We start from the raw sequence: 26876 nt of genomic DNA on the forward strand, positions 1-26876 counted from the left end.
ATTACTCTCCTTTTAATTCACGTATCCGTGCCAAAACGATGTCACGTTTTTCAGCATAGTCGTTTTGTTTCGCTTTTTCTTCTTCTATGACTTTGTCGGGAGCCTTTTTCAAGAATCCTTCGTTTGAGAGTTTTTTCTGAACGCGTTCTACTTCTTTGTCTAGCTTTTCACGCTCTTTTTCCAATCGAGCAATTTCCTCAGCGATGTTAATTAATCCTTCTAAGGGAAGAATTAGTTCAGCTCCAGTTACAACAGCAGTCATTGCTTTTTCATCTGTTATGATGCTCGTTGCAATGTTTAGCGAGCTCGTGTTACAGAATCGTTCAACGTAAGCACGATTCGTTTCAAGTTGCTCGAGAACTTCTTCATTTTTCGCCTTAATTTGCATGCTGATTTGCTTGCTCATTGGCGTGTTCACTTCAGCTCGAATGTTACGAACCGAACGAATCACTTCGACTAACAGCTTCATTTCATTCGCAGCTTTTTCATCCGTAAACTCTGGGTTTACTTGAGGCCATTTTGCTACTGTAATTGACTCTCCTTGATGTGGAAGAGACTGCCATATTTCCTCGGTGATAAATGGCATAAATGGATGAAGCAATCTCATTGTGTTGTCGAGAACATACGCTAAAATCGATCTTGTTGTTTTCTTTGCGGCTTCATCTTCACCATACAATGGAAGCTTCGCCATTTCGATGTACCAATCACAGAAATCATCCCAGATGAAGTTATAAAGAAGTCTTCCTACTTCACCAAATTCATAGCGATCGGCAAGGCTTGTTACATTCTCAATTGTTTCGTTTAGTCGTGTAAGAATCCACTTATCTGCGACAGATTTTTTCCCAGTTAAGTCAATTTCATCGTATGTTAGTCCATCCATATTCATTAAGGCAAAACGGGAAGCATTCCAAATCTTATTCGCAAAGTTCCAAGTTGCTTCAACCTTTTCATAGCTAAAACGTAAATCCTGACCTGGTGAGCTACCTGTTGATAAAAAGTAACGTAGAGAATCTGCGCCATACTTTTCAATTACATCCATCGGGTCTACACCGTTACCAAGTGATTTACTCATTTTCCGGCCTTGTTCATCTCGAACTAAACCATGAATTAACACATCATCAAATGGACGCTTTCCAGTAAACTCTAGACCTTGGAAAATCATTCTAGATACCCAGAAGAAGATAATATCATACCCAGTTACAAGTGCATTTGTTGGGTAGAAACGTTGGTAATCTAGTGAGTCTGTGTCAGGCCAGCCCATTGTTGAAAATGGCCAAAGTGCTGAGCTAAACCAAGTGTCGAGAACATCGTTATCTTGCTCCCAATTTTCGATGTCTGCTGGGGGCTCGTGATCAACATGAACTTCACCTGTTTCTTTATTGTACCAAGCTGGAATACGATGACCCCACCATAACTGACGACTAATACACCAATCGCGAATATTTTCCATCCAGCGCATATATGTGTTTTCAAAACGATTTGGAACAAATTTCACTTTTTCTTCATCATTGTTCTGAAGTTCAACTGCAGCATCTGCAAGTGGCTGCATTTTTACGAACCATTGTGTTGATAAATAAGGTTCAACAACAGCTCCACTTCGCTCACTATGCCCAACAGAGTGCATGTGATCTTCAATTTCAAACAATATACCTTGTTCTTGAAGATCCTTGACAATCTGTTTTCTGCAGTCAAAGCGATCTAGTCCATTGTATTTATCAGCATTAGCATTCATTGTTCCATCTTCGTTCATAACGAGAATGCGCTCAAGATTATGACGGTTTCCAATTTCGAAATCATTCGGATCGTGAGCAGGGGTTATTTTTACCGCACCAGAACCAAACTCCATGTCAACGTAATCATCAGCAACAATCGGAATTTCACGATTTACGATAGGTAATTTTACTGTCTTTCCAATTAGTTGTTTGTAACGCTCGTCCTCGGGATGAACAGCAACTGCCGTGTCACCAAGCATTGTTTCAGGTCGAGTTGTTGCGATTTCAATCGATCCTGATCCATCTGCTAATGGATAGCGCATATGATAGAAAGCGCCTTGAACATCTTTGTGAATGACCTCAATATCGGATAAAGCTGTTTTTGTTTTAGGATCCCAGTTAATAATCCGTTCACCACGGTAAATGAGTCCTTTTTTGTACAAGCTAACAAATACTTCGTTAACTGCTTTTGATAAGCCTTCATCAAGTGTGAAGCGCTCGCGTGAATAATCAAGTCCAAGGCCAACTTTTGCCCACTGCTCTCGGATATGTGCAGCGTATTCCTCTTTCCACTTCCACGTTTCTTCAACGAATTTTTCTCGACCTAAGTCATAGCGTGTTTTTCCTTCTTCACGTAGCTTTGCTTCAACTTTTGCTTGCGTGGCAATGCCTGCATGATCCATACCTGGAAGCCACAATACATCATAGCCTTGCATTCGCTTCATTCTTGTCAAGATATCTTGCAATGTTGTGTCCCACGCATGTCCTAAGTGAAGTTTCCCTGTTACATTTGGAGGTGGAATAACGATTGTGTAAGGTTCTTTTTCAGGATCACCTGTTGCTTCAAAATATTTACCGTCTAACCAAAATTTATATCTGTTTTTTTCAATTGCATTCGGATCGTATTTTGTCGAAAGCGTTGTTTGTTCATTTGTTGTCATTTTAATTCCTCCATCGTTTTTATCCAAATAAAAAAACTCCATTCATCCAGAAAAGGACGAATGGAGTTCATTTCGCGGTACCACCTTTTTTCATAGGCTTAACTAACTCGGGAGCCTATGCACTTCATTACGATAACGGCTTGCAGCCGACTTTTTCTACTTGGATAGTTATTGAACATCCTTTAAAAAAAGTACTCAAGGGCGACCTTCCACCGTAACACGTAAGAAATCTTCCAGCATGTGATTTCTCTCTCTGTAAAGTGTTAAAGATGTACTCTTCCCTATCAACGTTTATATGTTAAATTGTATGTTTTAGATTTGATATATCTATTTTACTAAAAATAAAGTTTTTTCGTCAATCATTCTTGCTAATTTTCTTTATTATTATTCTTTTTTATTATGTAAAGTGAAGATGATTAGCTACTATCATTAGCATTGCCTTTCTTGATAATAAATAATCATTTGAAAACTGAAAACAGGCACCTGCACAGATGACCGATCATATGCTACTCGTAATAGAGAATATGAGGAGGATTCCTTCATGAGAAAACGATTTAACCCTTATTCACTCCCGCCGTGGGTCAGACAGATTCGTGATGTTGGCATTCAAATCATTGTTCCACTAGCCATTTTCCAAGGTATTCGTACTATTTTATTTCCTACCTCTTTTGATGTATTATTGCTAGCTGTCCTTATACTTTTAGCGTTGGCCTATCATTATGACTGGCTCTGAAGGGTGAGATAAATGGAAAGCTCTATGTCGATTGACACAGCTCGACATAAGTTAACTTCAAAAAGAAGAAGCCCGATCCTCACGAAGATTGGGCTTCTTCTTTTTGTTGTTGTTCTAGTTTTTTCTTTTCTTCAATTTCGGAAACCTTCATAACAAAATACTCGACGTTTTTGAATTGCCAGTAAGCTTTTAACAGCTCTTGATTGCGATTTAGCTCACCCAGAGTTCTATCTTTCCCTGCGTTGTTTTTTAAAACACGGACGATTCGATCTGGGTAGGATAAATAGCTTAAAAACAGGAGCATTTCTTCTTCACTAAATGGGAAGCTTTTTTGATACGTATAAAACCAATTCACACAGTCATTGCATTGTTTCGGGTACCCTCTTAAGGTTTTTTTGAAAAAAATGAGCATGTCGTCGATTGGTGAAGAGAGTCTTGCCTGCTCAAAGTTTGTGAAAAAGCCCGTTCCTTGTTCGTCGTAGAGAAAGTGGTGGGCAGATAGTCTACCATGATTCACAACGAGCCGTGTTGCTTCCTTTTCCTTCATTCGTTCTGACCACTCATCTAGCTTTTTCCTTGAAAACTCTGCAGCACGACTTGCTTCAATATAGTATGTTAAGGTCTGAAGTTCAAATGGTGCTAAATAAAGTTGCTTTTCACACTCGTCTACATACTTTTCAAAAAATTCTTTTCCTTCTTCCCACCCTTTGACAATCGCGTCATAATGTATGGTTGCTTCCTGTCCAGTTAATTTTACTTCTCTTACTGTTCTGCGATGTAGTTCAGCTACTTCTCTAAATAAATACTGATGTCGCTCATCTTTCTCACCCTCTGGTTCATTAGGAAGCCATGGCATTAAATAGTAAAGATCATTGTAGTGAGGAGTGAATAGCTCTCTGTTTTTGTTTTGGAAAATTGGTACATAACCAACGTAACCTTTTTCATCAACGCTATTAATTAACTCTGTAAAACGTGTGTTTCGTTTTTTTGATAGTTTTTTTAACACATACGGACCTGAGCTTGTGTAGACCTTTTTTACTTTATTACTTAATGTCTCCACATATTCAGGTGTTAGATCGTATTGCTCAAGTATTACTGATGTCTCATCAACCATCTTTTTCATCACGATGCGTCACACCTCTAGCTTTCATCTATTAAGAAGGCGTTTATCCATACCCATTTCGATACGAAAAAAACAGCTGAGGGTGCAGTAACCTCACGCTGTTCTTTCATCTTTTGTCAATCTCTCTTTAAGTGGTTTACTTCGACGTTGCATAAACGGGGATATAAAGGATTTGCCCTTCCGCTACGTCTTGTTTTGCTCCAAAATCATTGACCCTCATTAACTGCTGAATGGTAAGTTCATAGCGTTCACAAATTGTATCAATTGTATCGCCTTGTTGGACGATACACATTTTTAATTTTGAAAAATCTTCATCTTCCTCTTCACGAGCAAAAAGACTCTTTAAATAGTGTGAGTTTTCACTTTCACTTTTTGATTGATCTTCTTTCTGTTCGGAACGCTTATTTGAGACTTGCTCAACTTCTAGTGTTTTTTCAGGAGCAGAGTATAAAGAGTATTGTACCTCTGGCTTATGATAGACACTTTTTTCTTCAACTTCTTGTGGATACTTTCTTACCTCAACCTCAAATGGCTCATAAAGATCATCTTTGTTGTCGTCTTGTTCTTGCTCTTCTTCACTACTGTTTGCAAAAAGATTTTGAGCAAAGCTCTCGGTTACAAGTTCTTCCTCTTCCTCTTCCTCTTCCACTTCTTCTTCTTCTTCCTCTTCCTCTTCCACTTCTTCTTCGTCTTCTTCAGCTCTTACCTGTTCTGAAAGTTCTTCTTGGAATTCATGAGTTTCTTCTTTTGTTTCCACCACATCATCTTCATACGCCGTTGCTTGTGGTCCACGATAAAGCGCCTCGAACTGCTCCTCTTGCTGTGCTTCTGGTGTAGCTGTTACCTGCACACTTTCCGTACCAATCCCACTAATTGAAAGATCAGCAATAAGCTTTAAGCATTGTGTTTCTGGAAGTTCATAATCAAACGATTCAATCGTCACATATACTTCTTCTAGATTTTGAATACGATTTCTCGGGATGGTGATATCGACTGGAAAACGATGCGTTAAGTAGCTTACTCCATCTTCTCTAGTAGAAATTTCGTTCACATACCGAACATTTGCATAGTGTAAATCTTCTCCTACCTCTTCTTGCTCATCTATTTTGTACTCACCCGTAAGTTGAAGTGCACCTCTAACTGAAATGTACTGATCATGCTCATGAATGGATATATCCGGATCTAAGGAGATAGATAAGAGCTCAGAGACTTCCTGTCCTTTTTGAAACCACACAGATTCCTCTACCGAAAATCGTAACTGCTGTTGTTCCTGTGACAAATCGAATTCCTCCTCTCGAATAGCTTAGTAAATTTACTATGACATTACAGATTTATGTGGGATAGGAGGAAAATATGATTGAAATATCAACTTAATCAAGAACAATCTAAAAAATAAAAAAGCACCCAATGAATGAGTGCTTTTAATAACTGTACTATTTTAACTGTGAAAATGCTTTTCTCGCCGCTTCAATTGTTTGATCAATGTCATGATCAGTGTGTGCGGTTGATAAGAACATTCCTTCAAATTGTGATGGGGGTAAAAACACACCATTATTTGCCATTTCACGGTAATACTTAGCGAAATATTCAAGGTTTGATGTTTTAGCTTCTTCATAGTTTGTTACTTCTTTATCTGTGAAGAAAAATCCAATCATTGATCCTGCTCGATTAATTGTGTGCGGAATTTCATATTCCTGTGCAGCTTGAGATAAGCCGTTCTCTAAACGATCTGCTTTACGGCTAAATTCTTCATAGGATGCAGGAGTTAATTGTTTTAACGTTTGATAGCCTGCTGTCATAGCTAGTGGATTACCCGATAAAGTTCCGGCTTGGTAGATTGGCCCGCTTGGTGCAATACGTTCCATGATTTCTGCTTTTCCACCATAAGCGCCAACTGGAAGTCCACCGCCGATTACTTTTCCAAGGCAAGTAAGATCTGGTGTAACTCCGTAGTAGCCTTGTGCACAGCCATAATCCACTCTGAAGCCTGTCATTACTTCGTCAAAAATTAAGAGAGCACCGTACTCTGTCGTAAGTTCTCTGAGCCCTTCTAAGAAACCAGGCTGTGGTGGAACAACACCCATGTTTCCTGCAACAGGTTCAACGATTATTCCAGCAATATCGTCGCCAAATTGCTCAAAGGCATAACGAATGCTTTCAAGGTCATTATAAGGCACTGTAATGGTATTCATTGCAACACCCTCAGGAACACCTGGGCTGTCTGGTAAACCAAGTGTAGCAACTCCAGATCCTGCTTTAATCAGAAGAGAATCACCATGACCATGGTAGCACCCTTCAAACTTGATAATTTTATTACGACCTGTGTATCCTCGAGCAAGTCGAATTGCACTCATTGTTGCTTCTGTCCCAGAGCTAACCATACGAATAACCTCAATTGATGGAACTCGGTCAATAACAAGTTTTGCAAGTTCAGTTTCAATTAGAGTTGGCGCTCCAAAGCTAGTCCCAGATTCAACAACCTTTTTAATTGACTCTATAACCGTGTCGTTGGAATGACCGTGAATAAGTGGTCCCCAGGAAAGAACATAATCAATATATTCATTTCCATCGATATCAAAGATTTTAGAGCCTTTTCCACGTTCCATAAAAATAGGACTCATTCCAACAGATTTAAAGGCGCGAACAGGACTATTGACTCCACCTGGCATTAACGTTAGGGCTTCCCCAAATGCTGCTTTTGATTTTTCATAGCTTCTCATTATTAAATACCCCTTTCATGAAATTGGGTTATTATTGATCTTTTAACCAACGTGCTATATCTTTTGCAAAATAAGTAAGAATCAAATCAGCACCGGCACGTTTCATTCCAATCATGCTTTCCATAACGATTGCTTTTTCATCGACCCAGCCATTTTGTGCAGCTGCTTTAATCATTGAATATTCACCACTCACATTGTAGGCAACAATTGGAACGTTGAATGTGTTTTTCACATCACGAATGATATCTAAGTAAGCCAATGCAGGCTTAACGATTAGAAAGTCAGCACCCTCCAGCATATCTGATTCGGCTTCTCTCAATGCTTCCATGCGGTTTGCAGGGTCCATTTGATACGTTTTACGATCTCCAAATTGCGGTGTACTATGAGCAGCATCACGGAACGGTCCGTAAAATGCGCTAGAGTATTTTACACCGTAAGACATAATTGCGATATGATCAAATCCGGCTTCGTCTAATCCCTGACGAATCGCTGCAACAAAGCCGTCCATCATGTTTGAAGGTGCAATTATATCTGCACCGGCTTTTGCCTGACTAACTGCCGTTTGCGCAAGTAATTGAAGAGAGGGATCATTTAGGACTTGACCGTCTTTAACAATTCCACAATGGCCATGGTCTGTGTATTGACATAAACAAGTATCTGCAATAACAACTAATTCTGGAAAAGCTTCTTTTGTCTGAGAAATTGCTCGTTGAACTATTCCATGATCATGATAAGCACCGGTTCCAGTTGCATCTTTTTCATCAGGTACTCCGAATAAGATCACAGATTTAATCCCAAGGTCGACAACTTCTTGCATTTCTTTATTCAAATGGTCTAGTGATATATGATAAACCCCTGGCATAGAAGGAATTTCATTTCGTTTATTCTCACCTTCAACAACAAATAAAGGGTAAATTAAATCTTCAGTATGTAGATAGGTTTCGCGAACTAGTGACCTCATGCCTGCACTTTGACGCAAGCGACGATGACGTGAAAACTGTAATTCCATTTTAATAACCTCCCTTAGTTTTTAACGACTCAAGCATGCAGTTCAGCATATCATCTGTTGTATAGTTTTTAGGAACAAGCGCTTCGTAACCGTATTCTTTCAGTGTTTTATATGTAATCGGGCCAATACAGATAAAGGTAGTTTTATTTAGGTGATCTGCTAACTCACTGGTATCTAGCACTTTCATAAAACTATCCACTGTTGAAGAACTGGTAAATGTAATAAAATCCAGCTGATTTTTGAAAATGAGTTTCTTAATTTTTTCTTGTTCTTGCAAATTATGTAGTGTTTCATAGACAACTAAATCTGTTACATCGAAGCCTTTGCTTTTCAAGGTTTCAACTAAAATTGGCCTTGATAGGTTACCGTGAATCACCAATACTTTAGCGCCTTCACTAAGATTGCTGCTAATCTCCTTCGCTAAACGCTCAGCGACAAATTCTTCAGGAATTATGGTAACGGATATCCCGATTTCATCTAATTGTTGACTCGTTTTTCGGCCCACAGAGGCAATTTTTAAATTCTTCAACATTGAAACGGGAATACTCCATTGATCCAGAAAATGCTTAAAAAAGGTAACACCATTCCCACTTGTAAAAACAATGCAATCATATGTTGGCAGCTTTTGAAGAGTTTCTTTGATTAATTTTTGCCCAATCTCATTTGCTTTGAATTGAAGTAGCGGAGTTGTGATGGCCACTCCGCCAGCTTTTTCTATTTTATTAGCAAAATCTTTTGCTTGCTCTTTTGCCCTTGTAATCAGTACCCGCTTTCCCTTTAGAGGAAGCTCGGTATTCATTGTTGATCTAGCTCCTCTTTTACACGGTCAATTAGAGCTTTCGCACCTTGCTCAGTTAACGTAGCGGAAACCCTTTCACCGATAGTCACAGGATCCGTTCCAGTGAATGCTTGTTTATAGATTTCTTTCCCATCTGGTGAGGCAATTAATCCTGTTAGAGTAATTTCATCTTCCGTGACGGTTGCAAAGCCTGCAATTGGCACTTGACAGCCGCCTTCCATTTTATTTAAAAAAGTACGCTCAGCTTGAACTGCTAAATAGGTTGCTTCATCCGTGAACTTTGAAAACAAGTCCAACAATTCCAGGTCATTTTCACGGCATTCAATTGCTAAAGCACCTTGACCTACAGCTGGTAAACATAATTCAGGATCTAAAAATTCTGTGACAACATCTTGACTCCAGCCCATTCTAGCAAGACCTGCAGCAGCTAGAATGATTGCATCATATTCTTCTGATTTGAGTTTCTCAAGGCGTGTATCAATGTTTCCACGAATCCATTTGATTTCAAGATCTGGACGTTCTTTTAACAGTTGTGCACTTCTTCTTAAACTACTCGTACCAATAATTGAGCCTGCTTGCAGATCTGCTAGTTTTTTATGATCCTTGGAAATAAGTGCATCACGGTGGTCTTCGCGTTTTGGTACACAGCCGATTGTAAGACCTTCAGGAAGTACAGCTGGCATATCTTTCATGCTATGTACAGCCATGTCGATGTCACCATCAATCATTGCTTGCTCAATTTCCTTTACAAATAGACCTTTTCCGCCGACTTTAGAAAGTGTCACGTCCAAAATTTGGTCGCCTTTTGTCACAATTTCTTTCACTTCAAACTCAAAGGGCAGACCGAATTCTTTTAAACGATCAATCACCCAATTTGTTTGAGTTAACGCAAGCTTACTACGTCTAGATCCTACGATGATTTTTCTCATGAATATCCTCCTACACCTTTAGCTCTATGAATTCCAAATATGGAATTGTGATAAACTCCCAAACAAGAAGAAATTAATTAACAGGACAAGAAATGATGCGGTGTTCCACACAGCAACTGCCCTACCCTGTAGCTCTCTGACAATGCGATTATATAAGTAAAAGCTATAGACCATTAATACCGTGAAAGACCCTAATATCTTGGCATCATACCAGTGGAAATTCGGGAGCTTAAGATAGGCCCACACGACTCCTAAAATTAAACTTAATAACAGCATCGGTACTCCAATTACTATTAATACATAGGACATATGATCAAGCTTAGATAAATCCTCTAATCGTAAAAGCCGCTTGCCCCATTTTTTCTTTTTCAATAAATTGTATTGAATTAAGTACAGGACTGAAAAGACAAATGAAAGTGAAAACGCTCCATACGATAGTATCGCCATTGTAATATGTATGAATAACAACTCTAATATTAGCTGACTTGAAACAGCAGCGGATTCATATTGCGATGGTGCAAATGTGTGAATGGCCAGCATCATAAAGCCAATTACATTTGTGAAAAAAATAATAAATTCTGCTTTGATTAGTTTATTTAATACGAGTGATAAAGTCACAAGTACCCACGTATAGAAATAAAGCCCCTCAGATACATTTAAAACAGGAAATCTTCCGGTCTCAAACATTCGAGTAAATAAAAAAATTGTTTGTAAGAGCCAAACAATAGAAAGTAACCAGAAGGCAGTTACTTTCGCCTTCCGGTTATTATTTAGAAAATCTATAAAATATAGCAATACACATAAAGCGTATACAAGTATCGTTAATTCATTGATTCTAGTCAAACTCATCTCAATCATAGAAATAGTCCTTTCACTTACGATTGAAGTGAAACTCGATGATTAGCAGTCTTCTCCACGCGGAAGTTGTGCTCTTGGTGTAGATCTATTTCTCTTCTTTTTTGCTCTTCGGTAGCATCTTCGATATCAAAGATTTTCATGAACAGTTCTAAGGATTGCTCAGCATTCGGTTCAGCAGACAATTCTTTCACTTTTACGATAGGATCTCGTAAGAGTTGATTTATAATGCTTTTCGTATGCTTGTTTAGAACTTTCTTTTCACGCTCAGTTAAATTCGGCATTTTTCGTTCAATGCTTTGCATTGTTTCAGCTTGAATCGAAAGTGCCTTCTGACGAAGAGCTGATATGACTGGAACAACGCCTAATGTATTAATCCATTGTTTGAAGTCAACGATCTCCGCTTCAATCAACAATTCGATTTGCTCTGCAGCTATTTTACGCTCCTGAAGGTTTGCTTCAACAATGCCTTGAAGATCATCGATATCATAGAGAAAGACGCTTTCTAATTCCTGTAATTTTGGATCTAAATCACGAGGAACAGCGATGTCCACCATAAAAAGAGGACGTCCTTTTCTCATTTTTTCAACTTGTTGCATCAGATCCTTTGTAATAACAAAATCCTTCGCACCCGTTGAACTGATGACAATATCTGCATCAACTAATCCACATTGCAGTTCATTCATGCCTTTTGCTTCACCTTCAAAGCGAGTAGCCAAAGCTTGAGCTTTTTCAACAGTTCGATTCATTACGGTAACTTTGCGTACGCCATTACCATGTAAATTCTGAACAGCAAGCTCGCCCATTTTCCCTGCACCTAAAATCAGAACATGCTTTGATTTTAGATCCCCGAAAATTTTCTTCGCTAATTCAACAGCCGCATAGCTAACAGAAACTGCATTCGCACCAATTTCCGTTTCTGAATGTGCGCGTTTTGCTAGCGTGATGGTTTGCTTAAATAATTGATTAAAAACCGTACCGATCGTTTGCTCTTCTTGAGCAAGCAAGAAGCTAGATCGTACCTGTCCCAAAATTTGTGTTTCCCCTAAAATCATCGAGTCTAACCCGCACGCTACTTTATAAAGGTGCTCAAGTGCACCATCACTTTCATATATCGTTAAATACGGTGAAAACTCATCTTTATCTAATCCGAACCAGTCCGCTAAAAATGCTTTAATATAGTAGCGACCCGTATGCATTTGATCAACAACCGCATAAATTTCTGTTCGGTTACATGTTGAAACGATGATATTCTCTAGAATACTCTTTTGATTTTTCAACTGTTTCATCGCATTGGCTAGCTCACTTGGATCAAAATTGAGCTTTTCGCGAATTTCAACAGGGGTACTTTTATAATTTAACCCGACAACAAGAATATGCATTTCCCTTTACACCCCCACATGCAAAGATCTCTAGTAATAGTATAACATGACTCTCTTTTATATCTTTTATTAATTGTGAACAGTGTATGAAACCTCTTTAGACCTATGATATAATTTTAAAAACTTGTTTAATAGTTGGTCGTTAAAGCAATTCTACATATTTAGACATGATCTCTCATGTCATCCACTCTGTACATTATCAAAAAATCACATTTCAATCAAGTAAATCGTTTTCATTAAGAGGTGGACTATGAAAAATAAATCACTATTTACAGCAGTCATTTTGCTTGGACTTGGAAGTTATTACTTCTTACAAAAACTTAATATCTTATTATTTGAAAATCAAAACACATGGCCAACGATCCTGATCATTTTAGGTGCAGCTTTTTTAATAAGTGGTCATTTTGAAAAAGACGACAACACGATCTTACCAGGGATCATCTTGGCAGGGCTCGGTATCCATTTTCATAGTCATGGTGATTTTACTTTTTGGCCAGATCATCCAGCTGCCTTTTTATTCATCGTTGGATTAGGCTTACTTTTAAGATCATTACGTACAAAAACTGGCTATGTACAAAGTATTTCCTTGCTCCTAATTGGTGCATTTCTGCATTTTTTCCAGAGGATTATTGAATCACTGAGCTGGATCGAGCAAGGTGTAGGTCTGATTGAGACATATTGGCCACTGTTGTTAATTATTGGTGGTATATACTTATTATTCATTAAAAGGAAGTAGAATATACCATTTCTGTTTACTTAGATTTAAAAACGTGTATTGTAGGACCAATTCAAAATGCGAATTGGTTTTTATTTATATTCTAGAATTGATAAAAGAATTGATTCAGGAGCGTTTTATGTCTAGATGATATAAAGTTTTGTTTGAGTATTATACGTCAAAATTCAGGCTGAATTTCCTAAAAATATTTTTGATTGGTGGTACATTTTAACTAAAAGTTTTACAAAAATAAAAAATCGTTACTCGGTCATTTAACCTTGTAACGATTTTATAAGTTTTACTTATTCCACATTATCTACTAAGAATGTAGCAATCTCTGGGAAGAAGGAAAGTAGAACAATGAAGAGTACCATAATTATGGCGTATGGAATAACCCCTCTTACTATTTCATTGATGGTATTTGATCGATCAATTCCTTTTAGAACGAACAAGTTTAATCCAACAGGTGGTGATATTAATGCTAATTCCATATTGATAACCATGATAATCGCAAACCAAATCGGATCAAATCCTAGAGCAACAATGATTGGATACAAAATTGGTAGGGTAATAACCAAAATCGAGACTGTTTCTAAGAACATTCCTAAAATCAATAGGGCAACATTTATTAGAATAAAGATAACCCAAGGAGAAATATCTTGTTCTGTCGCGTAATTAGTAATCGTTTGTGGGATTTGTAATACAGTCATTATGTAGCCAAGTAACATCGCGCCCACTATAATGAGTAAAATCATAGCATTTGTTTTGACAGTGGAGAAAATAATTTGCTTGAAGTTATCCATGTTCAGATTACGATATACGAAGGCAGAAATAGCAAAACTCAGAACAACCCCTACTGCTGCAGCTTCAGTTGGAGTGAATAAACCACTATATATACCTCCAATAACGATAACTGGCAACATGAGTCCCCAAATAGCTGTTTTGGAAGCTTCCATTCGCTCCTTCCAAGTTGCAGGTACATCTCTAATATGTCTTGTTTGATAAGAAGCAAATATCATAAATGCAATTGTCAAAATGAGTCCTGGAACGATACCTGCTATAAACAATTTCCCAATAGACTCCCCCGTCACAGATCCATAAATAATCATAGGAACACTTGGAGGGATTAAAATCCCTAAAGTCCCGCCAGCTGCGAGTAGTCCCAAGACGTGTCTTTTATTATAACCTCGACGTACCATTTCTGGTAGTGCAACGGAACCAACTGTTAATGCGGTTGCGACACTTGAACCTGATATTGCAGCAAAAATAGTACAGCAAAAGAGTGTCGCAATCGCGAGTCCGCCAGGGAAATGTCTAAACCACCGACTCGCCATTTCGTACAGGTCACGACCTACACCACTAACTAGTAAGATTTGACTCATTAACACATACATCGGTAATGCAGTTAATGAGAAGTCGTCAAGCGATTTATAAGAGATAATAGGAATTTGCATGAAGGCAAATGTTCCACCGTTAAAGAAGTACATACCCGCTACAGCTAATAAAGCGAGTGAAAATGCTACTGGCAGTCCAATTAATAAAAAAGTGCTCAATCCGCCAACGAAAAATATATTCATATATGCTCGCCTCCCTTATGGACTCCGCCGTCTACAATTTGCAATATAAAGGCCAAGCACATTAACACACCACCCACCGGAAGTAATAATTCCGGCAAGTACATCGGGACTCGCAATAACGATGCAGAAGTGACACCCAGTTCCATGGTTTTCATCGAGTGATGAAAACCATAAAAAGTAAAAATGATGCTAAACACTAACCCTAAAGCATTCGACAAGTAAGCAAGAATCGTTTTAATTCGATCATTCACATTAGTTATAAGTATATCTACGGTAATGTGTGAGTATGTCCGCACCGCATAGGCACTTCCTAAAAAACAGCTTCCGATAATCGCATAAATAGATAACTCAGTCGCCCAAATTGTCGGTTGATTAAAAAACGCTCGCGAAATGACTTCAAAGAAAATCATAAAAGTTGTTAGAATGATGGAGAACCCTGATAAAAAGGCTCCCATTCTAATGAGCAGATCGGATATTCTGTAAAGCACCTTCATATAGGATTTTCCCCCTTACTTCTTATCAACCATTTCTAACAGCTTATTTCCTAAATCTCCTGCATTTTTAGAGAATGCATCCCATGCCGGTTTTGCAGCCTCTTTCCACTCTAGTAGATCTTCCTCAGGGACTACGTATACTTCCATACCTTTTTCTTCTAACTGTTTTGCTGTTAACTTATCCTCTGCTTCCGCTTGTAAACGAATCCAATCCTCTGTTTCCTTTGCAGTTTCAGTTAATAGTGTCTGTGTCTTCTCTGGTAAACCATTCCAATAATCTTGGTTTACCGCTAAGATGAATTCCAGGTATGCATAGTTATTAATTGTCAAATACTTCGTTACTTCGTCATATTTTCGTTGTAACATCGCTGTTGTTCCAGAAGTAGCACCATCTACAGTATTACGTTGAAGCGCCATGTATACTTCTCCACCACCCATGAATACTGGTGAAGCACCATACGCTTTAATCATTTCTGAAGGGATATCACCAATACTGCGAATCTTTAGTCCTTCAAAGTCAGAAGGCGATTTCAAAGGGCGCTTGTTATTTGCAAATTGTGCATAACCGTAGTCTGCAAACAATAATACTTTTGCACCTTTTTCCTCCATTGCTGTACGTAATTTATCGCCAAATTCACCGTTTAAAGCTTCACCAGCTTCTTCATAAGTTGTAAATACATAAGGAACATCGAAAATTCCCATAGCCGGTACTGTACTTGCCCATAATGTTGCGGAATTTACACCCATCTCAACACCACCAGACAATATGGATTGGTTCATGTCTTTATCACTTAGTAATTGGCCTGCAGGATACACTTGAACTTTTACTGCTCCATCGGACTTATCGGTAACATCTTTTGCAAATTGTTCTATACCTTTTGAAATGTGATGATCCTGAGGTAAATTGTAAGCTAAACGAATCGTTGTCTCTTCATAGCCATCCCCACTTACACTAGCACCACTCGTTTGAGGTTTTGATGTGTTACACGCTGCCAATATGAGTGTCAACACCATTATAAAAGTAATAGCTTTTATCCACTTTTTCATACCCATTTCCCCCTTTATTGTTTTCTTTCTACGTGCCTGATGCGCCCTAATGGATTTTTAGTAGAAAGACTCGCAGCATGATCTGCAGCTTCGAGCAGTTTTTCAAAATCCAATCCTGTATCAATGTTCATTCTATGGAATAAATACACTAAATCTTCAGTTGCTAAATTGCCTGCTGCTCCCGGTGCAAACGGACAGCCACCTATACCAGATACAGCTGTTTCAAAGATGCGAACTCCCACTCGATAAGCCGCATAAGCATTTGCTGACCCCAATCCCCTCGTATCATGCAAATGAATGGCGACTGGTATTTCACCAGCTATTTCTAAAACGCTTTTCATTAATCTTTCGACTTGATCTGGTGTAGCAATACCTATTGTGTCAGCAATACCAATACGCTCAGCTCCAGCATCTTTCGCACGTTTTACGAGATTCAATACCTGCTCTTCTGACACTTCACCTTCATATGGACAGCCAAAACTTACTGCGATTGAAAAGCACGTTTTAATGCCATCTTTTTTAGCTTGTATGACGAGTGATTCAAATTGTTTAAAGTTTTCATCTATAGTTAAGCCAATGTTTTTTTGGTTGAATGTCTCAGTAGCTGAACTCACCCAATTCACTTCAGAAAGTAAATGTTCTTTAGCTCTTTCATACCCTTTTAAATTAGGTACTAAAGCAATTGCCTCAAGATTCTCAAAAGATGTAACCGCTTTTAAAACGTTAGAAGCATCTGCCATTTGTGGTACTTTTTCGGGGTGAACAAATGCAGTAACTTCAATTGTTCGTACGCCTGCTAGGAGTAGTAGCTTCACTAGTTTTTCTTTTTCATTTGTCGGAATGAGCATCGGTTCATTTTGTAAACCATCTCTTGGACTGACGTCGATAAATTTCACATCTGCCAATTATATGACTCCTTGTTCTTTCAATTTTTTGAAGTCTTCAATAGAGAAATTCATATATTCTGTATAAATTTCTTCGTTGTGTTCACCTAGACTTGGACCATTCCATTTTATTTCTCCTGGTGTTTCAGATAATTTTGGTACAATTCCAGGAACCAACACCTTCTTTCCATCCGGCAATTCTATTTCCTTCAGCATGTCTCTTGCTTTGTATTGCTCATCTGTAACGATTTCTTTAATTCCATAGATAGGTCCGACTGGAACAGATACTTCATCCAATATTCGCTGGGCTTCTTTTAATGGAAACTGTTTCGTCCATTGTTCAATTGTGTGATCGATGAATTTCACATTGTCAGCTCTACCTTGGTTTGTAGAATAAATAGGATCATTCGCTAAATCTTCTCTACCTATTGCTGTCATTAATCGCTGGAATATTTTATCTCCATTCCCTCCAATCACTAGATGTTTCCCATCCGCACACTCGTATGTATTCGAGGGTGCAATTCCTGGTAACGTACATCCTGTCCGCTCTCTCACTACTCCTGTCAAGTCGTATTCAGGAAGAATACCCTCAAGTAAACTAAATACAGATTCATAGAGTGCTACATCAACAAGTTGTCCCTGTTTGTCAGGGCTTTGATCTCTTGCACGTAGTGCAAGTAGCGTACCGATTACTGCATATAACCCTGCAATTAAGTCACCAATCGCAATACCTACTCTCACAGGCGGTAAATCAGGATAACCTGTTAAATATCGAAGACCGCCAATTGCCTCAGCTACACTTCCAAATCCAGGTTTCTGACTATAAGGACCTGTTTGTCCATATCCAGAAACTCTCGTCATGATGATAGACGGATTTACTTCACGTAAATCTTCTAAACCCAGCCCCCATCTCTCTAAAGTTCCAGGTTTAAAATTTTCAAGAACTACATCCACTTTTCCAACCAATTGTTTAATGATCTTCTGGCCTTGTTCATCTCGCATATTTACCGTAATGGATTTTTTATTCCGTGATTGGACGTACCACCATACCGATGTATCATTATGCATGACCCGCCAATTTCTAAGAGGGTCTCCTTTCGTTGGCTCTTCCACCTTAATCACTTCAGCCCCAAACTCGGCCAATAACTTTCCAGCAAATGGAGCAGCAACTAAATTACCTAATTCAAGAATTTTGACTCCTTCAAGTGGCTTTTTTTTTGACATTTCTCACCCTCCTACAATTGATTACTAAATCTCACGAACAAAATGTAATCGTTTTCAATATGTTCTTTCATTAAGAGCTTAGCTTCATCCGCGTCTTGATCTACAATTGCTTGAAATATTCTTTGGTGTTCATGCATTGCTTTTTCTACGTGAAGCGGCTTTTCTTCCAAAAACGATTTTCGGTAAAAACTATTCACCCCATGAAGCTGTGCAATCATGGAAACCAGAAATGGATTAACACTCGCACCTACGATTGCTTCATGGAAGTTCACGTTTGCATCGTGGACTTTTTTTAAATTATTCGTTTCTGTAATCTTTCCCATTTGTAATAGGTAGGCTTGTATGGTTTCAAGCTGTTCCTGAGAACGGCGTTGTGCAGCATAATAGGAGGCGAGTGGCTCCATTTCAACTCGACATTCATATAAATGTTGAAAATCCTTGATAGTTGGCTGAACAACTGTTACTCCTCCAGAAATATTAACAAGTAATAATCCGTCTTTTACAAGCATGCTAATAGCTTCACGAATTGGGCTGCGACTAACCTCTAGCTCTTCGGAAATTTTTCCCTCTATCAATCTTTCACCAGGTTTAACCGCCCCCATGATAATTTGTTCCCTTAAAAAGTTATATACCTGTGTTTTTAAAGTAGCTCGTTTTTTAACAACCTGAACGATTCGAATCACCCTCTTTTTTCGTCGACCGTATACTGTTTGCTTCTTTATTAGAATAGTCAAAATTTTCTCAGTAGTCAACCTTCTTTTTGAAGTATTTTATTTGTTGTGTTTTACCTATTCCTAATGTTCTTGAGCATGTCTCTGCAGTTTAAAAAAAATGCTTAAAAATCCCTTGCCTACTCGGCAAGGGATTTTTGTTTATAATTCACTTAATATTTCCAGCTTTTCTTATGTTGTCGTTCGCTCGTTGGAGTTGCTTCATGACCGTTTTTCCAAGTGTTGATTAATTCTGGAATTGTTGATTAGGATACCAAGCTCTATGGTCATCTGCGTGATATCCCGCAATGATAAATAATCCAAGTCTATAAAACCGAGTTCAAAAACTCCTGTGTTCGTTTTTCTTTTGGGTGATCGAAAAGCTCGTCCGGGTGTCCAACTTCGACAATTTTGCCGTCATGCAAATAAACAACCCAGTCAGCTACTTCTTTTGCAAAGCCCATTTCGTGTGTCACAACGACCATTGTCATCCCGTCCTTTGCAAGCTCCTTCATTGTAGCGAGTACTTCACCTACAAGTTCAGGGTCGAGCGCAGAGGTGGGCTCATCAAATAACATGACATCTGGCTTCATCGCAAGGGCCCTTGCAATTGCCACTCGCTGCTTTTGTCCGCCTGATAGCTTAGAAGGGTAAACATTTTCTTTGTCTTCTAAGCCTACTTTTTTCAAAAGTGCACGACCTTCTTCTAGTGCTTCTTCTTTATTTTGCCCTTTTACTTGAATAGGTGCTTCTATAATATTTCCAATTACCGTTTTATGTGGAAATAGATGGAAATGCTGAAACACCATGCCTACTTTTTGTCTCACTTTATTAAAGTCATGTGTTTCTTTTTTTATTTCTTCATCTTCCAGAATAACAGTTCCACTGTCTTTTAGTTCTAAATAGTTGAGACATCGGAGCAAGGTACTTTTTCCCGATCCACTTGCACCGATTAAGCAAACAACATCACTTTCTTTTACCGTAAAGTCAATATCTTTTAAAACATGTAAATCACCAAACGATTTATTGAGCTTTTCAACACGTATCATAGTCCGCTTTGACATGTTCATCCCTCCTGATTATCAATCACTTACTGCGAGTTTTTTCTCAACATAGCTGACAAGCATTGTTAATAACAATACGAGGAATAAGTAGTAGACAGCAACGATGAGTAAATAAGTCATGTTATCAAAATTGTTAGCGCCCTCTGTAGTTGCAACATTAAATAACTCATATAAGCCCACAAATGCCGTGAGTGATGAGTCTTTTAATGCAATGATAAATTGGTTACCCAATGGAGGAAGCGCTCTACGGAATGCCTGAGGTAAAATAATTCTTCTCATCGTTAGCGTTTGGCTCATTCCTAACGAACGACCTGCTTCCATTTGACCTTTATCAATTGATTGAATGGTGCCCCTAAAGATCTCTGCAATGTAGGCACCATTATGAAAGGCTAGTCCTAATGCGACAGACCAAAATCCAGATATGTGGAGGGAGGTTAGTCCAAAATAAAACACAAAAATTTGAACGATAAGAGGTGTACCTCGAACAATGTATATGTAGATATCTGCGATAATTGATAAAACTTTAATACCTGAAATTTTTAAAAATGCAATAAAAAGTCCGATTACAATTGCAATAAGTAAGGAAATGGCCGTTACTTGAAGGGTAAGTAGCATCCCGTCTATGAAGATGTCAAACGTACCGATAAATTGTTGTAAGACATGAAGAAAATTTGGCATTGTATTCAACTCCTTCTTTTGAAATAGAAAGAATGTACCATAAAAAGCGCACATTCTTTAAAAAGCTGCATGTCGGTTAAGCGGACTATTCTCCGTCTGGATCGACTGTGATATCTTCTTCAAAGTACTTATCACTGATTTCCTTTAAGGTCCCATTTTCTCTTAACGTTTCAAGTGCCTTATTAATTTCATCTAAGAGCGCTTCATTTTCTTTGGCAACTGCGATTGCTTGGTCACTGTTTCCAAGTCTTTCTTTTGCTTCAATTTTCAAGCCCGCTTTCATTGCTTCGGCACCAGTCGCAAAATCGGTTATCACTGCGTCGTGTTTCCCGTTGTTTAATGCTTCTAAAGCGGTGACATCACTATCATATAAAATAATGTTTTCTGTTTGTTCCTCAGCACTTGTTGCGTATGTTGACCCTTTTGCAACCGCAATTTCTTTGTCTTTTAAGTCGTCGAACGTCTCAAATTCACTGTCCGGACGAACAAAAACTTGAGGTCCTGAATAGTAGTAAGGTGTTGAGAAGCTGACTTGCTCAAGTCTTTCTTCTGTTATTGTGTGACTTGCAACAGCTACATCAAAACGACCTGTTTTAACACCTTCAACAATTCCAGCAAATTTAAACTTGTTTTGAGCAGGCTCTAAACCAAGCTCTTTCGCAACTGCTTCTGCAACATCAATATCAAACCCTGTCATTTCTCCACTTCCACTTGCGACACTGAACGGTTTGAATTCACCTGATGAGGCATATGTAAATGTACCATCCTTTACTAGCTTCATTCCATCTCCATCTGTTGTTTCCTCAGAACCACAAGCTGCTAAAACACTAGTGGTTAAAAGTAGAACAACTAAATACATGATCCCTTTTTTCATGAGTATGTCCCCCTAGTTTTTATTTATCAGAATTTTGTAACCATTTACTATTGTACTATTGATAAGTTTTTATAACAAAAGTGACTGAACTTGATTATCTTTCCTTATCACCCATAATTCTAGGGTGAGAGTAATATATGGAACACATCCTTACATATCCTTTTATATCCTCCTCAACCTTAAGAATATTAATAAAAACTAGTACAATAGTAATTTATTATTTTATATGGGTTTTACCTACAAATATGACAGATGGCTCAGAATTTATGCGTTGGAGCCAGAAGCCGAAACGCTATTCACAGTTTCTAAAAACAATAAAAAAAGCTAGCGGAGTTTATCCACTAGCTTTGATACGTTTCACTTTTCATTTTATGACGTGAATTCCCTAATAACTCTCCATGCTTCCTCTTTTCCTTGTCCAGTTTCGGAGGAGAAAACCACAATTGGATCATCAGGGTCTTTGTTTAAGGTTTCTTTGACAACTTTTAAATGCTTTTGCCATTTTCCTTTTGGAATTTTATCGCATTTAGTTGCAATAAGTATAGTTGGAATTTGGTGATGCTTTAAAAAGTCGTACATCAACACATCATCTTTGGATGGTGCATGACGAAGATCAATGATTAAAACAGCTGCACGTAATTGTTCACGAGTCGTTAAATATGTTTCAATCATTTTCCCCCAGGCTGCTCTCTCTGATTTGGATACCTTTGCAAATCCATACCCTGGAACATCTACAAATGAAAGCATTTCATTGATTAAGTAGAAATTCAATGTTTGTGTCTTTCCGGGTTTTGATGAAATTCTAGCCAAACTCTTGCGATTTAATAGCTTATTGATGAACGAAGATTTTCCAACATTCGATCGACCAGCCAGAGCAATTTCTGGAAATTGCTCATTTGGGTACTGATCTGGTTTTACTGCACTTGTAACGATATCTGAGCTTGTAACTTTCATTTTTTCTCCCCTACTAATGCTGCTTTTAGCACTTCATCTAGATGAGAAACCAGTACAAAAGTGAGATCCTTTCTAACACTTGCTGGTATGTCATCTAAATCCTTTTCATTATCCTTTGGTATGATAATTTTTGTTAAACCGGCACGATGTGCACTTAATGCTTTTTCCTTCAGTCCACCGATTGGTAGGACTCTACCACGAAGTGTGATTTCACCTGTCATTCCTACCTCTTTTCTGACCGGACGTCCTGTTAAGGCAGAAACTAAGGCAGTTGCCATTGTAATACCTGCTGAAGGACCATCTTTTGGGACAGCTCCTTCTGGAACATGAATATGAATATCATTTTTCTCATGAAAATTCTCATCAATTTGAAGCGTTTCTGCACGTGAACGAATATAGCTAAACGCTGCTTGTGCTGATTCCTTCATCACATCACCTAGCTTACCAGTTAAGATGAGCTTTCCTTTTCCTGGTGAAAGGGAAACTTCAATTGATAATGTATCTCCACCAACTGTTGTATAAGCAAGTCCAGTAGCCATACCAATCTGATCTTCTAATTCTGCTTGACCATATCGAAATTGACGCTTGCCTAAATAATCCTCGATATTTTTATCTGTAATGATTATTTTTTTACGTTGTTCTTTTACGATTAATCTTGCAGCTTTTCTACATACAGTGGCAATTTGACGTTCTAGACCACGTACACCAGCTTCGCGTGTATAATAGCGAATAATACTTTGAATTGAATCGTCGCGTAGCTGCAATTGTGATTTTTTCAACCCATGATCTTTCATTTGTTTGTGAAGCAAGTGATCTTTTGCGATATGCAACTTTTCTAATTCTGTATAGCCTGCAATTGTAATGATCTCCATTCGGTCACGAAGCGGACCAGGAATGGTTGATAAATTATTGGCTGTTGCAATAAACATAACCTTTGAGAGATCATACGTTTCTTCAATATAATGATCACTAAAATTGTAATTTTGTTCCGGATCTAGTACTTCTAGCAATGCTGAAGAAGGATCTCCTCTATAGTCACTCGATAGTTTATCAACTTCATCTAATAAGAAGACCGGGTTGATTGTCCCTGCTTTTTTCATTCCTTGAATGATTCGTCCTGGCATCGCACCAACATAAGTTCGACGGTGACCGCGTATTTCCGACTCATCTCGTACTCCACCAAGTGAAATTCGAACAAAGTGACGGTTGAGAGCCTTAGCAACTGAACGGGCAAGGGACGTTTTCCCTACACCAGGTGGTCCAGCTAAACATAGAATAGGCCCTTTTAAAGAATTCGTTAGTTGTTGAACCGCTAAATACTCTAGCACCCGCTCTTTTACCTTTTCAAGACCATAATGATCTTCATCTAGAATTTCCTCCGCGATGTTGATATCAAGGCGATCTTCAGTTGACTGGGTCCAAGGTAATGATATGAGCCATTCGATATAATTTCGAATAACGCCACTTTCAGCTGAACTGGTTGGTACTTTTTCATAGCGTTCAAGTTCTTTTAGTGCTATGGTCTTGACATGATCTGTCATACCAGATTTCTCTATCTTTTCACCAAGTGTGGCAACTTCGCCACTTTTTCCTTCTTTATCTCCAAGTTCTTTTTGGATGGCCTTCATTTGTTCACGCAAATAATATTCCTTTTGTGTACGCTCCATTGATCGTTTAACACGCTGACCAATTTTCTTTTCTAGTTGGAGAACTTCTTTTTCATTATGAATGATGGCAATAACTCGATTCACACGCTCTTTCACATCAATTGTTTCAAGGATTTCTTGCTTTTCTTTTAACTTAAGTGGTAAATGAGATGAAATGATATCAGCCATTCTACCAGGTTCATCAATGTCTGAAACCGTTGCATATGTTTCTGCAGATATCTTTTTGGAAAGCTTTATGTATTGTTCAAAGTATTCCAACATCGTTCTCATTAACGCTTCTTCTTCTACATCTTTGTCCGTACGTTCCTTGAAGGTTGTAATTTCTACTGCATAGTTGTCTTCATCATCTATAAAGCTTTGGATTTCCCCGCGTTCAAGCCCCTCAACGAGCACTCGAATTGTTCCATTTGGCAGCTTTAACATTTGTTTGATTTTTGTTAAAGTTCCAATTGAATAAATATCTTCTATAGAAGGTTCATCTATGGAAATTTCTTTTTGAGTTGACAAAAAGATGTTGTGATCTTCCATCATTGCTTTCTCTAACGCCTGCACAGATTTATCCCTGCCTACATCTAGATGCAGGACCATTGATGGGTATACCAACAATCCTCTTAATGGTAAGAGGGGGACAATTTTACTATCTTTTTTCGCCATGCGTCAACACCTCCATGACATTAATAAGTTCTTGTACAATTCTATCCTATTCTTAAACAAGTGTCTATTTGAAACACCTATCTGCTCTTTGCTAGTATACCCTTTACAGTGAAGATTGAGTTAAGAAAAAGTAAAAAAAGGTACTAACGAAGAACAAAAGCGCAAGCGCCTGGTCAGCCCCGACAAGCATAAGGCGATTCTAAATAGAAGGCGTTCTTTGCCTTCAATTTAGAATTGACTTATGACCTCGAGGGGCTAGGCGCTGGCAGTCAAAGACGCGACGTCCTGTCGCATTGCACTAGCACGTCCTGTGCGTCGGAGCTGGATACAGAAACGTTATCCACAGTTCAAAAATTTTATAATTTCCTACACAACGAAAAAAGAACCCCATCCTGATGAGGTTCTAAACTGACTCTTGCTGTGGAAGATGATGTACGCCTACTCCAGGGACAATTGGATTAACCTTTTCTGTAGGTGGATTAAGTAGCGCTAAGTCAAACACCTCTTGTAGATTGGTGACAGGCACGATTAGAATACCTTCAACTTCTTTTAATATTGATTGCATGTTTTCTGCAGGAATAATAACGGTTTTAACACCAGCATTTTTGGCGGCTTTTATTTTTGCTATTACTCCACCGATTGGTTTGACATTACCGTGGATACTGATTTCACCTGTCATCGCAACTGTATTGTCTATTGGAATTCTATGAATTGCCGAAAAAATACCTGTTGCCATCGCGATACCCGCTGAGGGACCATCAATTGGTGTACCACCTGGGAAGTTAACGTGTATATCATAATCAGACGCTTTGATTCCCATCGATCGTAATACTGTCATAACATTTTCAGTCGACCCTTTTGCCATACTTTTTCTTCTTACTGATTTCCCACGGTCTCCAATACTCTCTTCTTCAATAATACCAGTAATATTAATCGTACCTTTTTCATTATGAGCCGAGTTTACCATCACCTCAATTTCTAGAAGTGCGCCTGTATTAGGCCCATACACAGCTAACCCATTTACTAAGCCGACCTTCGCTTTTTGGTTGATTTTTTTATCATAGCGTGGGGAAAGTTGACTTGAATGTATGACCCATTCAATATCCTCCACCGTAATTTCGTTGCGATCTTCAGTCATTGCCATACCAGCTGCAATTTGCATCATGTTTACAACTTCTCGGCCATTGCGGACGTAGGAAGTAAGTACATATATTGCCTTTTCTGAGACAATCATGTTCACCTTCTGAGCAGCTTTCTTCGCAACAATAGCCAGTTCCTCTTGTTCTAGATCTCGGAAAAATACCTCAAGACAACGTGATCGGATGGCTGGTGAAATTTCACTTGGTGGTCTTGTTGTAGCCCCAATCAAACGAAAATCAGCTGGCAATCCATTTTGAAATATATCATGAATGTGGTTTGGGATTTGCGTATTTTCTTCATTATAATAAGCACTTTCTAAAAAAAACCTTACGATCTTCAAGTACTTTTAAGAGCTTGTTCATTTGGATAGGATGTAGTTCCCCAATTTCATCAATAAAAAGAACACCACCATGAGCATGTGTGACTGCTCCTTGTTTAGGCTGCGGAATCCCCGCTTGCCCCATCGCACCTGCACCTTGATAAATCGGGTCATGAACAGAGCCAATTAAAGGGTCTGCAATTCCTCGTTCATCAAATCTTGCTGTCGTTGCATCTAACTCTATAAATACAGCATTTTTTTTGAATGGAGATTTTCCGTTCTTTTTTGCTTCTTCAAGCACAAGTCTTGCTGCAGCAGTTTTCCCTACTCCAGGAGGACCGTAAACAATAACATGTTGTGGATTCGGGCTACATATGGCAGCTTTTAAAGACTTAATTCCATCTTCTTGTCCGACGATATCTTGAAAGCTTCTTGGTCTAACTCTTTCTGCTAACGGCTCTGTAAGTTTTATTGCTCTCATCTTTCGAAGCTGTTCCATTTCTTTTTTTGACTCACGATCGATTGATACTTTCTGAGTGCGCTGATTTTTCAGTAGGTTCCAAAAATACAAACCAATGATGATCCCAAAAAACAACTGAATAAATAAAGCAATACTTGTCCAACTCATCGAAGTCCCCTCCAGCAATGATGTCTTTGTTACCGCTAAATATT

22 protein-coding genes, 1 pseudogene and 1 other annotated feature are annotated in these 26876 nt (G+C 38.5%); of the genes and pseudogenes, 2 read left to right on the forward strand and 21 right to left on the reverse strand.

Features of this window, described 5'->3' with window-relative positions; all coding sequences use genetic code 11:
• Position 1: 1 nt before the first annotated feature.
• Positions 2 to 2653 carry a valine--tRNA ligase gene (locus tag ACFFIX_RS01735; protein WP_378929872.1) on the reverse strand — a complete coding sequence of 884 codons (2652 nt, stop codon included), beginning with the start codon at positions 2651 to 2653 and terminating at the stop codon, positions 2 to 4.
• 49 nt (positions 2654 to 2702) lie between these two features.
• Positions 2703 to 2950, reverse strand: a binding site (T-box leader).
• Between the two features lie 244 nt (positions 2951 to 3194).
• Here ACFFIX_RS01735 and ACFFIX_RS01740 point away from each other — a divergent pair.
• Positions 3195 to 3386, forward strand: a complete 192-nt coding sequence (locus ACFFIX_RS01740; RefSeq protein WP_378929874.1) for a YszA family small membrane protein — start codon at positions 3195 to 3197, stop codon at positions 3384 to 3386.
• Between the two features lie 79 nt (positions 3387 to 3465).
• On the opposite strand, the gene ysxE is transcribed toward ACFFIX_RS01740, so the two are convergent.
• The 8 genes from ysxE to hemA all read right to left on the reverse strand — a co-directional run bounded on the left by ysxE (position 3466) and on the right by hemA (position 12203).
• Positions 3466 to 4509: a spore coat protein YsxE gene (gene ysxE, locus ACFFIX_RS01745; RefSeq protein ID WP_378930350.1), complete on the reverse strand. Its 1044-nt coding sequence runs from the start codon at positions 4507 to 4509 to the stop codon at positions 3466 to 3468.
• Between the two features lie 136 nt (positions 4510 to 4645).
• Positions 4646 to 5788 (reverse strand): stage VI sporulation protein D, encoded by a 1143-nt coding sequence (gene spoVID / locus ACFFIX_RS01750; RefSeq protein WP_378929876.1) that lies wholly within the window; start codon positions 5786 to 5788, stop codon positions 4646 to 4648.
• A 154-nt stretch (positions 5789 to 5942) separates the two neighbouring features.
• Positions 5943 to 7229, reverse strand: a complete 1287-nt coding sequence (gene hemL / locus ACFFIX_RS01755) for a glutamate-1-semialdehyde 2,1-aminomutase (RefSeq protein WP_378929878.1) — start codon at positions 7227 to 7229, stop codon at positions 5943 to 5945.
• Positions 7230 to 7260: 31 nt separating this feature from the next.
• On the reverse strand, positions 7261 to 8238 hold the full coding sequence (hemB, locus tag ACFFIX_RS01760) for a porphobilinogen synthase (protein ID WP_378929880.1): 978 nt from the start codon (positions 8236 to 8238) through the stop codon (positions 7261 to 7263).
• 1 nt (position 8239) lies between these two features.
• Positions 8240 to 9037: a uroporphyrinogen-III synthase gene (locus tag ACFFIX_RS01765; RefSeq protein WP_378929882.1), complete on the reverse strand. Its 798-nt coding sequence runs from the start codon at positions 9035 to 9037 to the stop codon at positions 8240 to 8242.
• Positions 9034 to 9966 (reverse strand): hydroxymethylbilane synthase, encoded by a 933-nt coding sequence (gene hemC / locus ACFFIX_RS01770; protein WP_378929884.1) that lies wholly within the window; start codon positions 9964 to 9966, stop codon positions 9034 to 9036. The genes ACFFIX_RS01765 and hemC overlap by 4 nt, the downstream gene beginning before the upstream one ends.
• A 24-nt stretch (positions 9967 to 9990) precedes the next feature.
• Positions 9991 to 10824 (reverse strand): cytochrome C assembly family protein, encoded by an 834-nt coding sequence (locus ACFFIX_RS01775; protein WP_378929886.1) that lies wholly within the window; start codon positions 10822 to 10824, stop codon positions 9991 to 9993.
• Between the two features lie 17 nt (positions 10825 to 10841).
• Positions 10842 to 12203: a glutamyl-tRNA reductase gene (gene hemA / locus ACFFIX_RS01780; RefSeq protein ID WP_378929888.1), complete on the reverse strand. Its 1362-nt coding sequence runs from the start codon at positions 12201 to 12203 to the stop codon at positions 10842 to 10844.
• A gap of 250 nt (positions 12204 to 12453) precedes the next feature.
• Here hemA and ACFFIX_RS01785 point away from each other — a divergent pair, with 250 nt between their 5' ends.
• Complete coding sequence (locus ACFFIX_RS01785) at positions 12454 to 12939, forward strand: LiaI-LiaF-like domain-containing protein (protein ID WP_378929890.1); 486 nt, start codon at positions 12454 to 12456, stop codon at positions 12937 to 12939.
• A 281-nt stretch (positions 12940 to 13220) separates the two neighbouring features.
• Here the strand turns inward: ACFFIX_RS01785 and ACFFIX_RS01790 are convergent, their stop codons facing one another.
• The 12 genes and pseudogenes from ACFFIX_RS01790 to lonB form a co-directional block, all read right to left on the reverse strand.
• Complete coding sequence (locus ACFFIX_RS01790) at positions 13221 to 14495, reverse strand: TRAP transporter large permease (protein WP_378929892.1); 1275 nt, start codon at positions 14493 to 14495, stop codon at positions 13221 to 13223.
• Positions 14492 to 14989: a TRAP transporter small permease gene (locus ACFFIX_RS01795; protein WP_378929894.1), complete on the reverse strand. Its 498-nt coding sequence runs from the start codon at positions 14987 to 14989 to the stop codon at positions 14492 to 14494. Before ACFFIX_RS01795 ends, ACFFIX_RS01790 begins: the two co-directional genes overlap by 4 nt.
• A gap of 15 nt (positions 14990 to 15004) precedes the next feature.
• A complete protein-coding gene (locus ACFFIX_RS01800; RefSeq protein WP_378929896.1) occupies positions 15005 to 16036 on the reverse strand; it encodes a TRAP transporter substrate-binding protein in 1032 nt (343 codons plus the stop codon).
• 14 nt (positions 16037 to 16050) lie between these two features.
• A complete protein-coding gene (locus ACFFIX_RS01805; protein WP_378930352.1) occupies positions 16051 to 16932 on the reverse strand; it encodes a hydroxymethylglutaryl-CoA lyase in 882 nt (293 codons plus the stop codon).
• Positions 16933 to 16941: 9 nt separating this feature from the next.
• Positions 16942 to 18144 (reverse strand): CaiB/BaiF CoA transferase family protein, encoded by a 1203-nt coding sequence (locus ACFFIX_RS01810; RefSeq protein WP_378929898.1) that lies wholly within the window; start codon positions 18142 to 18144, stop codon positions 16942 to 16944.
• Positions 18145 to 18155: 11 nt separating this feature from the next.
• The gene (locus ACFFIX_RS01815) at positions 18156 to 18827 is read right to left on the reverse strand and encodes a GntR family transcriptional regulator (RefSeq protein WP_378929900.1); all 672 of its coding nucleotides are present in this window, start codon (positions 18825 to 18827) and stop codon (positions 18156 to 18158) included.
• A 353-nt stretch (positions 18828 to 19180) separates the two neighbouring features.
• Complete coding sequence (locus tag ACFFIX_RS01820; protein WP_378929902.1) at positions 19181 to 19918, reverse strand: amino acid ABC transporter ATP-binding protein; 738 nt, start codon at positions 19916 to 19918, stop codon at positions 19181 to 19183.
• Positions 19919 to 19936: 18 nt separating this feature from the next.
• Positions 19937 to 20596: an amino acid ABC transporter permease gene (locus ACFFIX_RS01825; protein ID WP_378929904.1), complete on the reverse strand. Its 660-nt coding sequence runs from the start codon at positions 20594 to 20596 to the stop codon at positions 19937 to 19939.
• Between the two features lie 85 nt (positions 20597 to 20681).
• On the reverse strand, positions 20682 to 21470 hold the full coding sequence (locus tag ACFFIX_RS01830; RefSeq protein WP_378929906.1) for a transporter substrate-binding domain-containing protein: 789 nt from the start codon (positions 21468 to 21470) through the stop codon (positions 20682 to 20684).
• A gap of 369 nt (positions 21471 to 21839) precedes the next feature.
• Complete coding sequence (yihA, locus tag ACFFIX_RS01835) at positions 21840 to 22424, reverse strand: ribosome biogenesis GTP-binding protein YihA/YsxC (RefSeq protein ID WP_378929908.1); 585 nt, start codon at positions 22422 to 22424, stop codon at positions 21840 to 21842.
• Positions 22421 to 24745, reverse strand: a complete 2325-nt coding sequence (gene lon, locus ACFFIX_RS01840) for an endopeptidase La (RefSeq protein WP_378929910.1) — start codon at positions 24743 to 24745, stop codon at positions 22421 to 22423. Before lon ends, yihA begins: the two co-directional genes overlap by 4 nt.
• Before the next feature lie 403 nt (positions 24746 to 25148).
• A pseudogene (lonB, locus tag ACFFIX_RS01845) lies at positions 25149 to 26832 on the reverse strand (ATP-dependent protease LonB).
• Positions 26833 to 26876 lie beyond the last annotated feature (44 nt).

Origin of the sequence: Metabacillus herbersteinensis, assembly GCF_042433335.1 — a bacterium.
Classification (GTDB): domain Bacteria; phylum Bacillota; class Bacilli; order Bacillales; family Bacillaceae; genus Metabacillus; species Metabacillus herbersteinensis.

Excerpts from the sequence above, each read along its gene's own strand:
- ACFFIX_RS01735 (WP_378929872.1), bottom strand. The coding sequence starts at position 2,653 with ATGACAACAAATGAACAAACAACGCTTTCGACAAAATACGATCCGAAT.
- ACFFIX_RS01740 (WP_378929874.1), top strand. The coding sequence starts at position 3,195 with ATGAGAAAACGATTTAACCCTTATTCACTCCCGCCGTGGGTCAGACAG.
- ysxE (WP_378930350.1), bottom strand. The coding sequence starts at position 4,509 with ATGAAAAAGATGGTTGATGAGACATCAGTAATACTTGAGCAATACGAT.
- hemL (WP_378929878.1), bottom strand. The coding sequence starts at position 7,229 with ATGAGAAGCTATGAAAAATCAAAAGCAGCATTTGGGGAAGCCCTAACG.
- hemB (WP_378929880.1), bottom strand. The coding sequence starts at position 8,238 with ATGGAATTACAGTTTTCACGTCATCGTCGCTTGCGTCAAAGTGCAGGC.
- ACFFIX_RS01765 (WP_378929882.1), bottom strand. The coding sequence starts at position 9,037 with ATGAATACCGAGCTTCCTCTAAAGGGAAAGCGGGTACTGATTACAAGG.
- hemC (WP_378929884.1), bottom strand. The coding sequence starts at position 9,966 with ATGAGAAAAATCATCGTAGGATCTAGACGTAGTAAGCTTGCGTTAACT.
- ACFFIX_RS01775 (WP_378929886.1), bottom strand. The coding sequence starts at position 10,824 with ATGATTGAGATGAGTTTGACTAGAATCAATGAATTAACGATACTTGTA.
- hemA (WP_378929888.1), bottom strand. The coding sequence starts at position 12,203 with ATGCATATTCTTGTTGTCGGGTTAAATTATAAAAGTACCCCTGTTGAA.
- ACFFIX_RS01785 (WP_378929890.1), top strand. The coding sequence starts at position 12,454 with ATGAAAAATAAATCACTATTTACAGCAGTCATTTTGCTTGGACTTGGA.
- ACFFIX_RS01790 (WP_378929892.1), bottom strand. The coding sequence starts at position 14,495 with ATGAATATATTTTTCGTTGGCGGATTGAGCACTTTTTTATTAATTGGA.
- ACFFIX_RS01795 (WP_378929894.1), bottom strand. The coding sequence starts at position 14,989 with ATGAAGGTGCTTTACAGAATATCCGATCTGCTCATTAGAATGGGAGCC.
- ACFFIX_RS01800 (WP_378929896.1), bottom strand. The coding sequence starts at position 16,036 with ATGAAAAAGTGGATAAAAGCTATTACTTTTATAATGGTGTTGACACTC.
- ACFFIX_RS01810 (WP_378929898.1), bottom strand. The coding sequence starts at position 18,144 with ATGTCAAAAAAAAAGCCACTTGAAGGAGTCAAAATTCTTGAATTAGGT.
- ACFFIX_RS01820 (WP_378929902.1), bottom strand. The coding sequence starts at position 19,918 with ATGTCAAAGCGGACTATGATACGTGTTGAAAAGCTCAATAAATCGTTT.
- ACFFIX_RS01825 (WP_378929904.1), bottom strand. The coding sequence starts at position 20,596 with ATGCCAAATTTTCTTCATGTCTTACAACAATTTATCGGTACGTTTGAC.
- ACFFIX_RS01830 (WP_378929906.1), bottom strand. The coding sequence starts at position 21,470 with ATGAAAAAAGGGATCATGTATTTAGTTGTTCTACTTTTAACCACTAGT.
- yihA (WP_378929908.1), bottom strand. The coding sequence starts at position 22,424 with ATGAAAGTTACAAGCTCAGATATCGTTACAAGTGCAGTAAAACCAGAT.
- lon (WP_378929910.1), bottom strand. The coding sequence starts at position 24,745 with ATGGCGAAAAAAGATAGTAAAATTGTCCCCCTCTTACCATTAAGAGGA.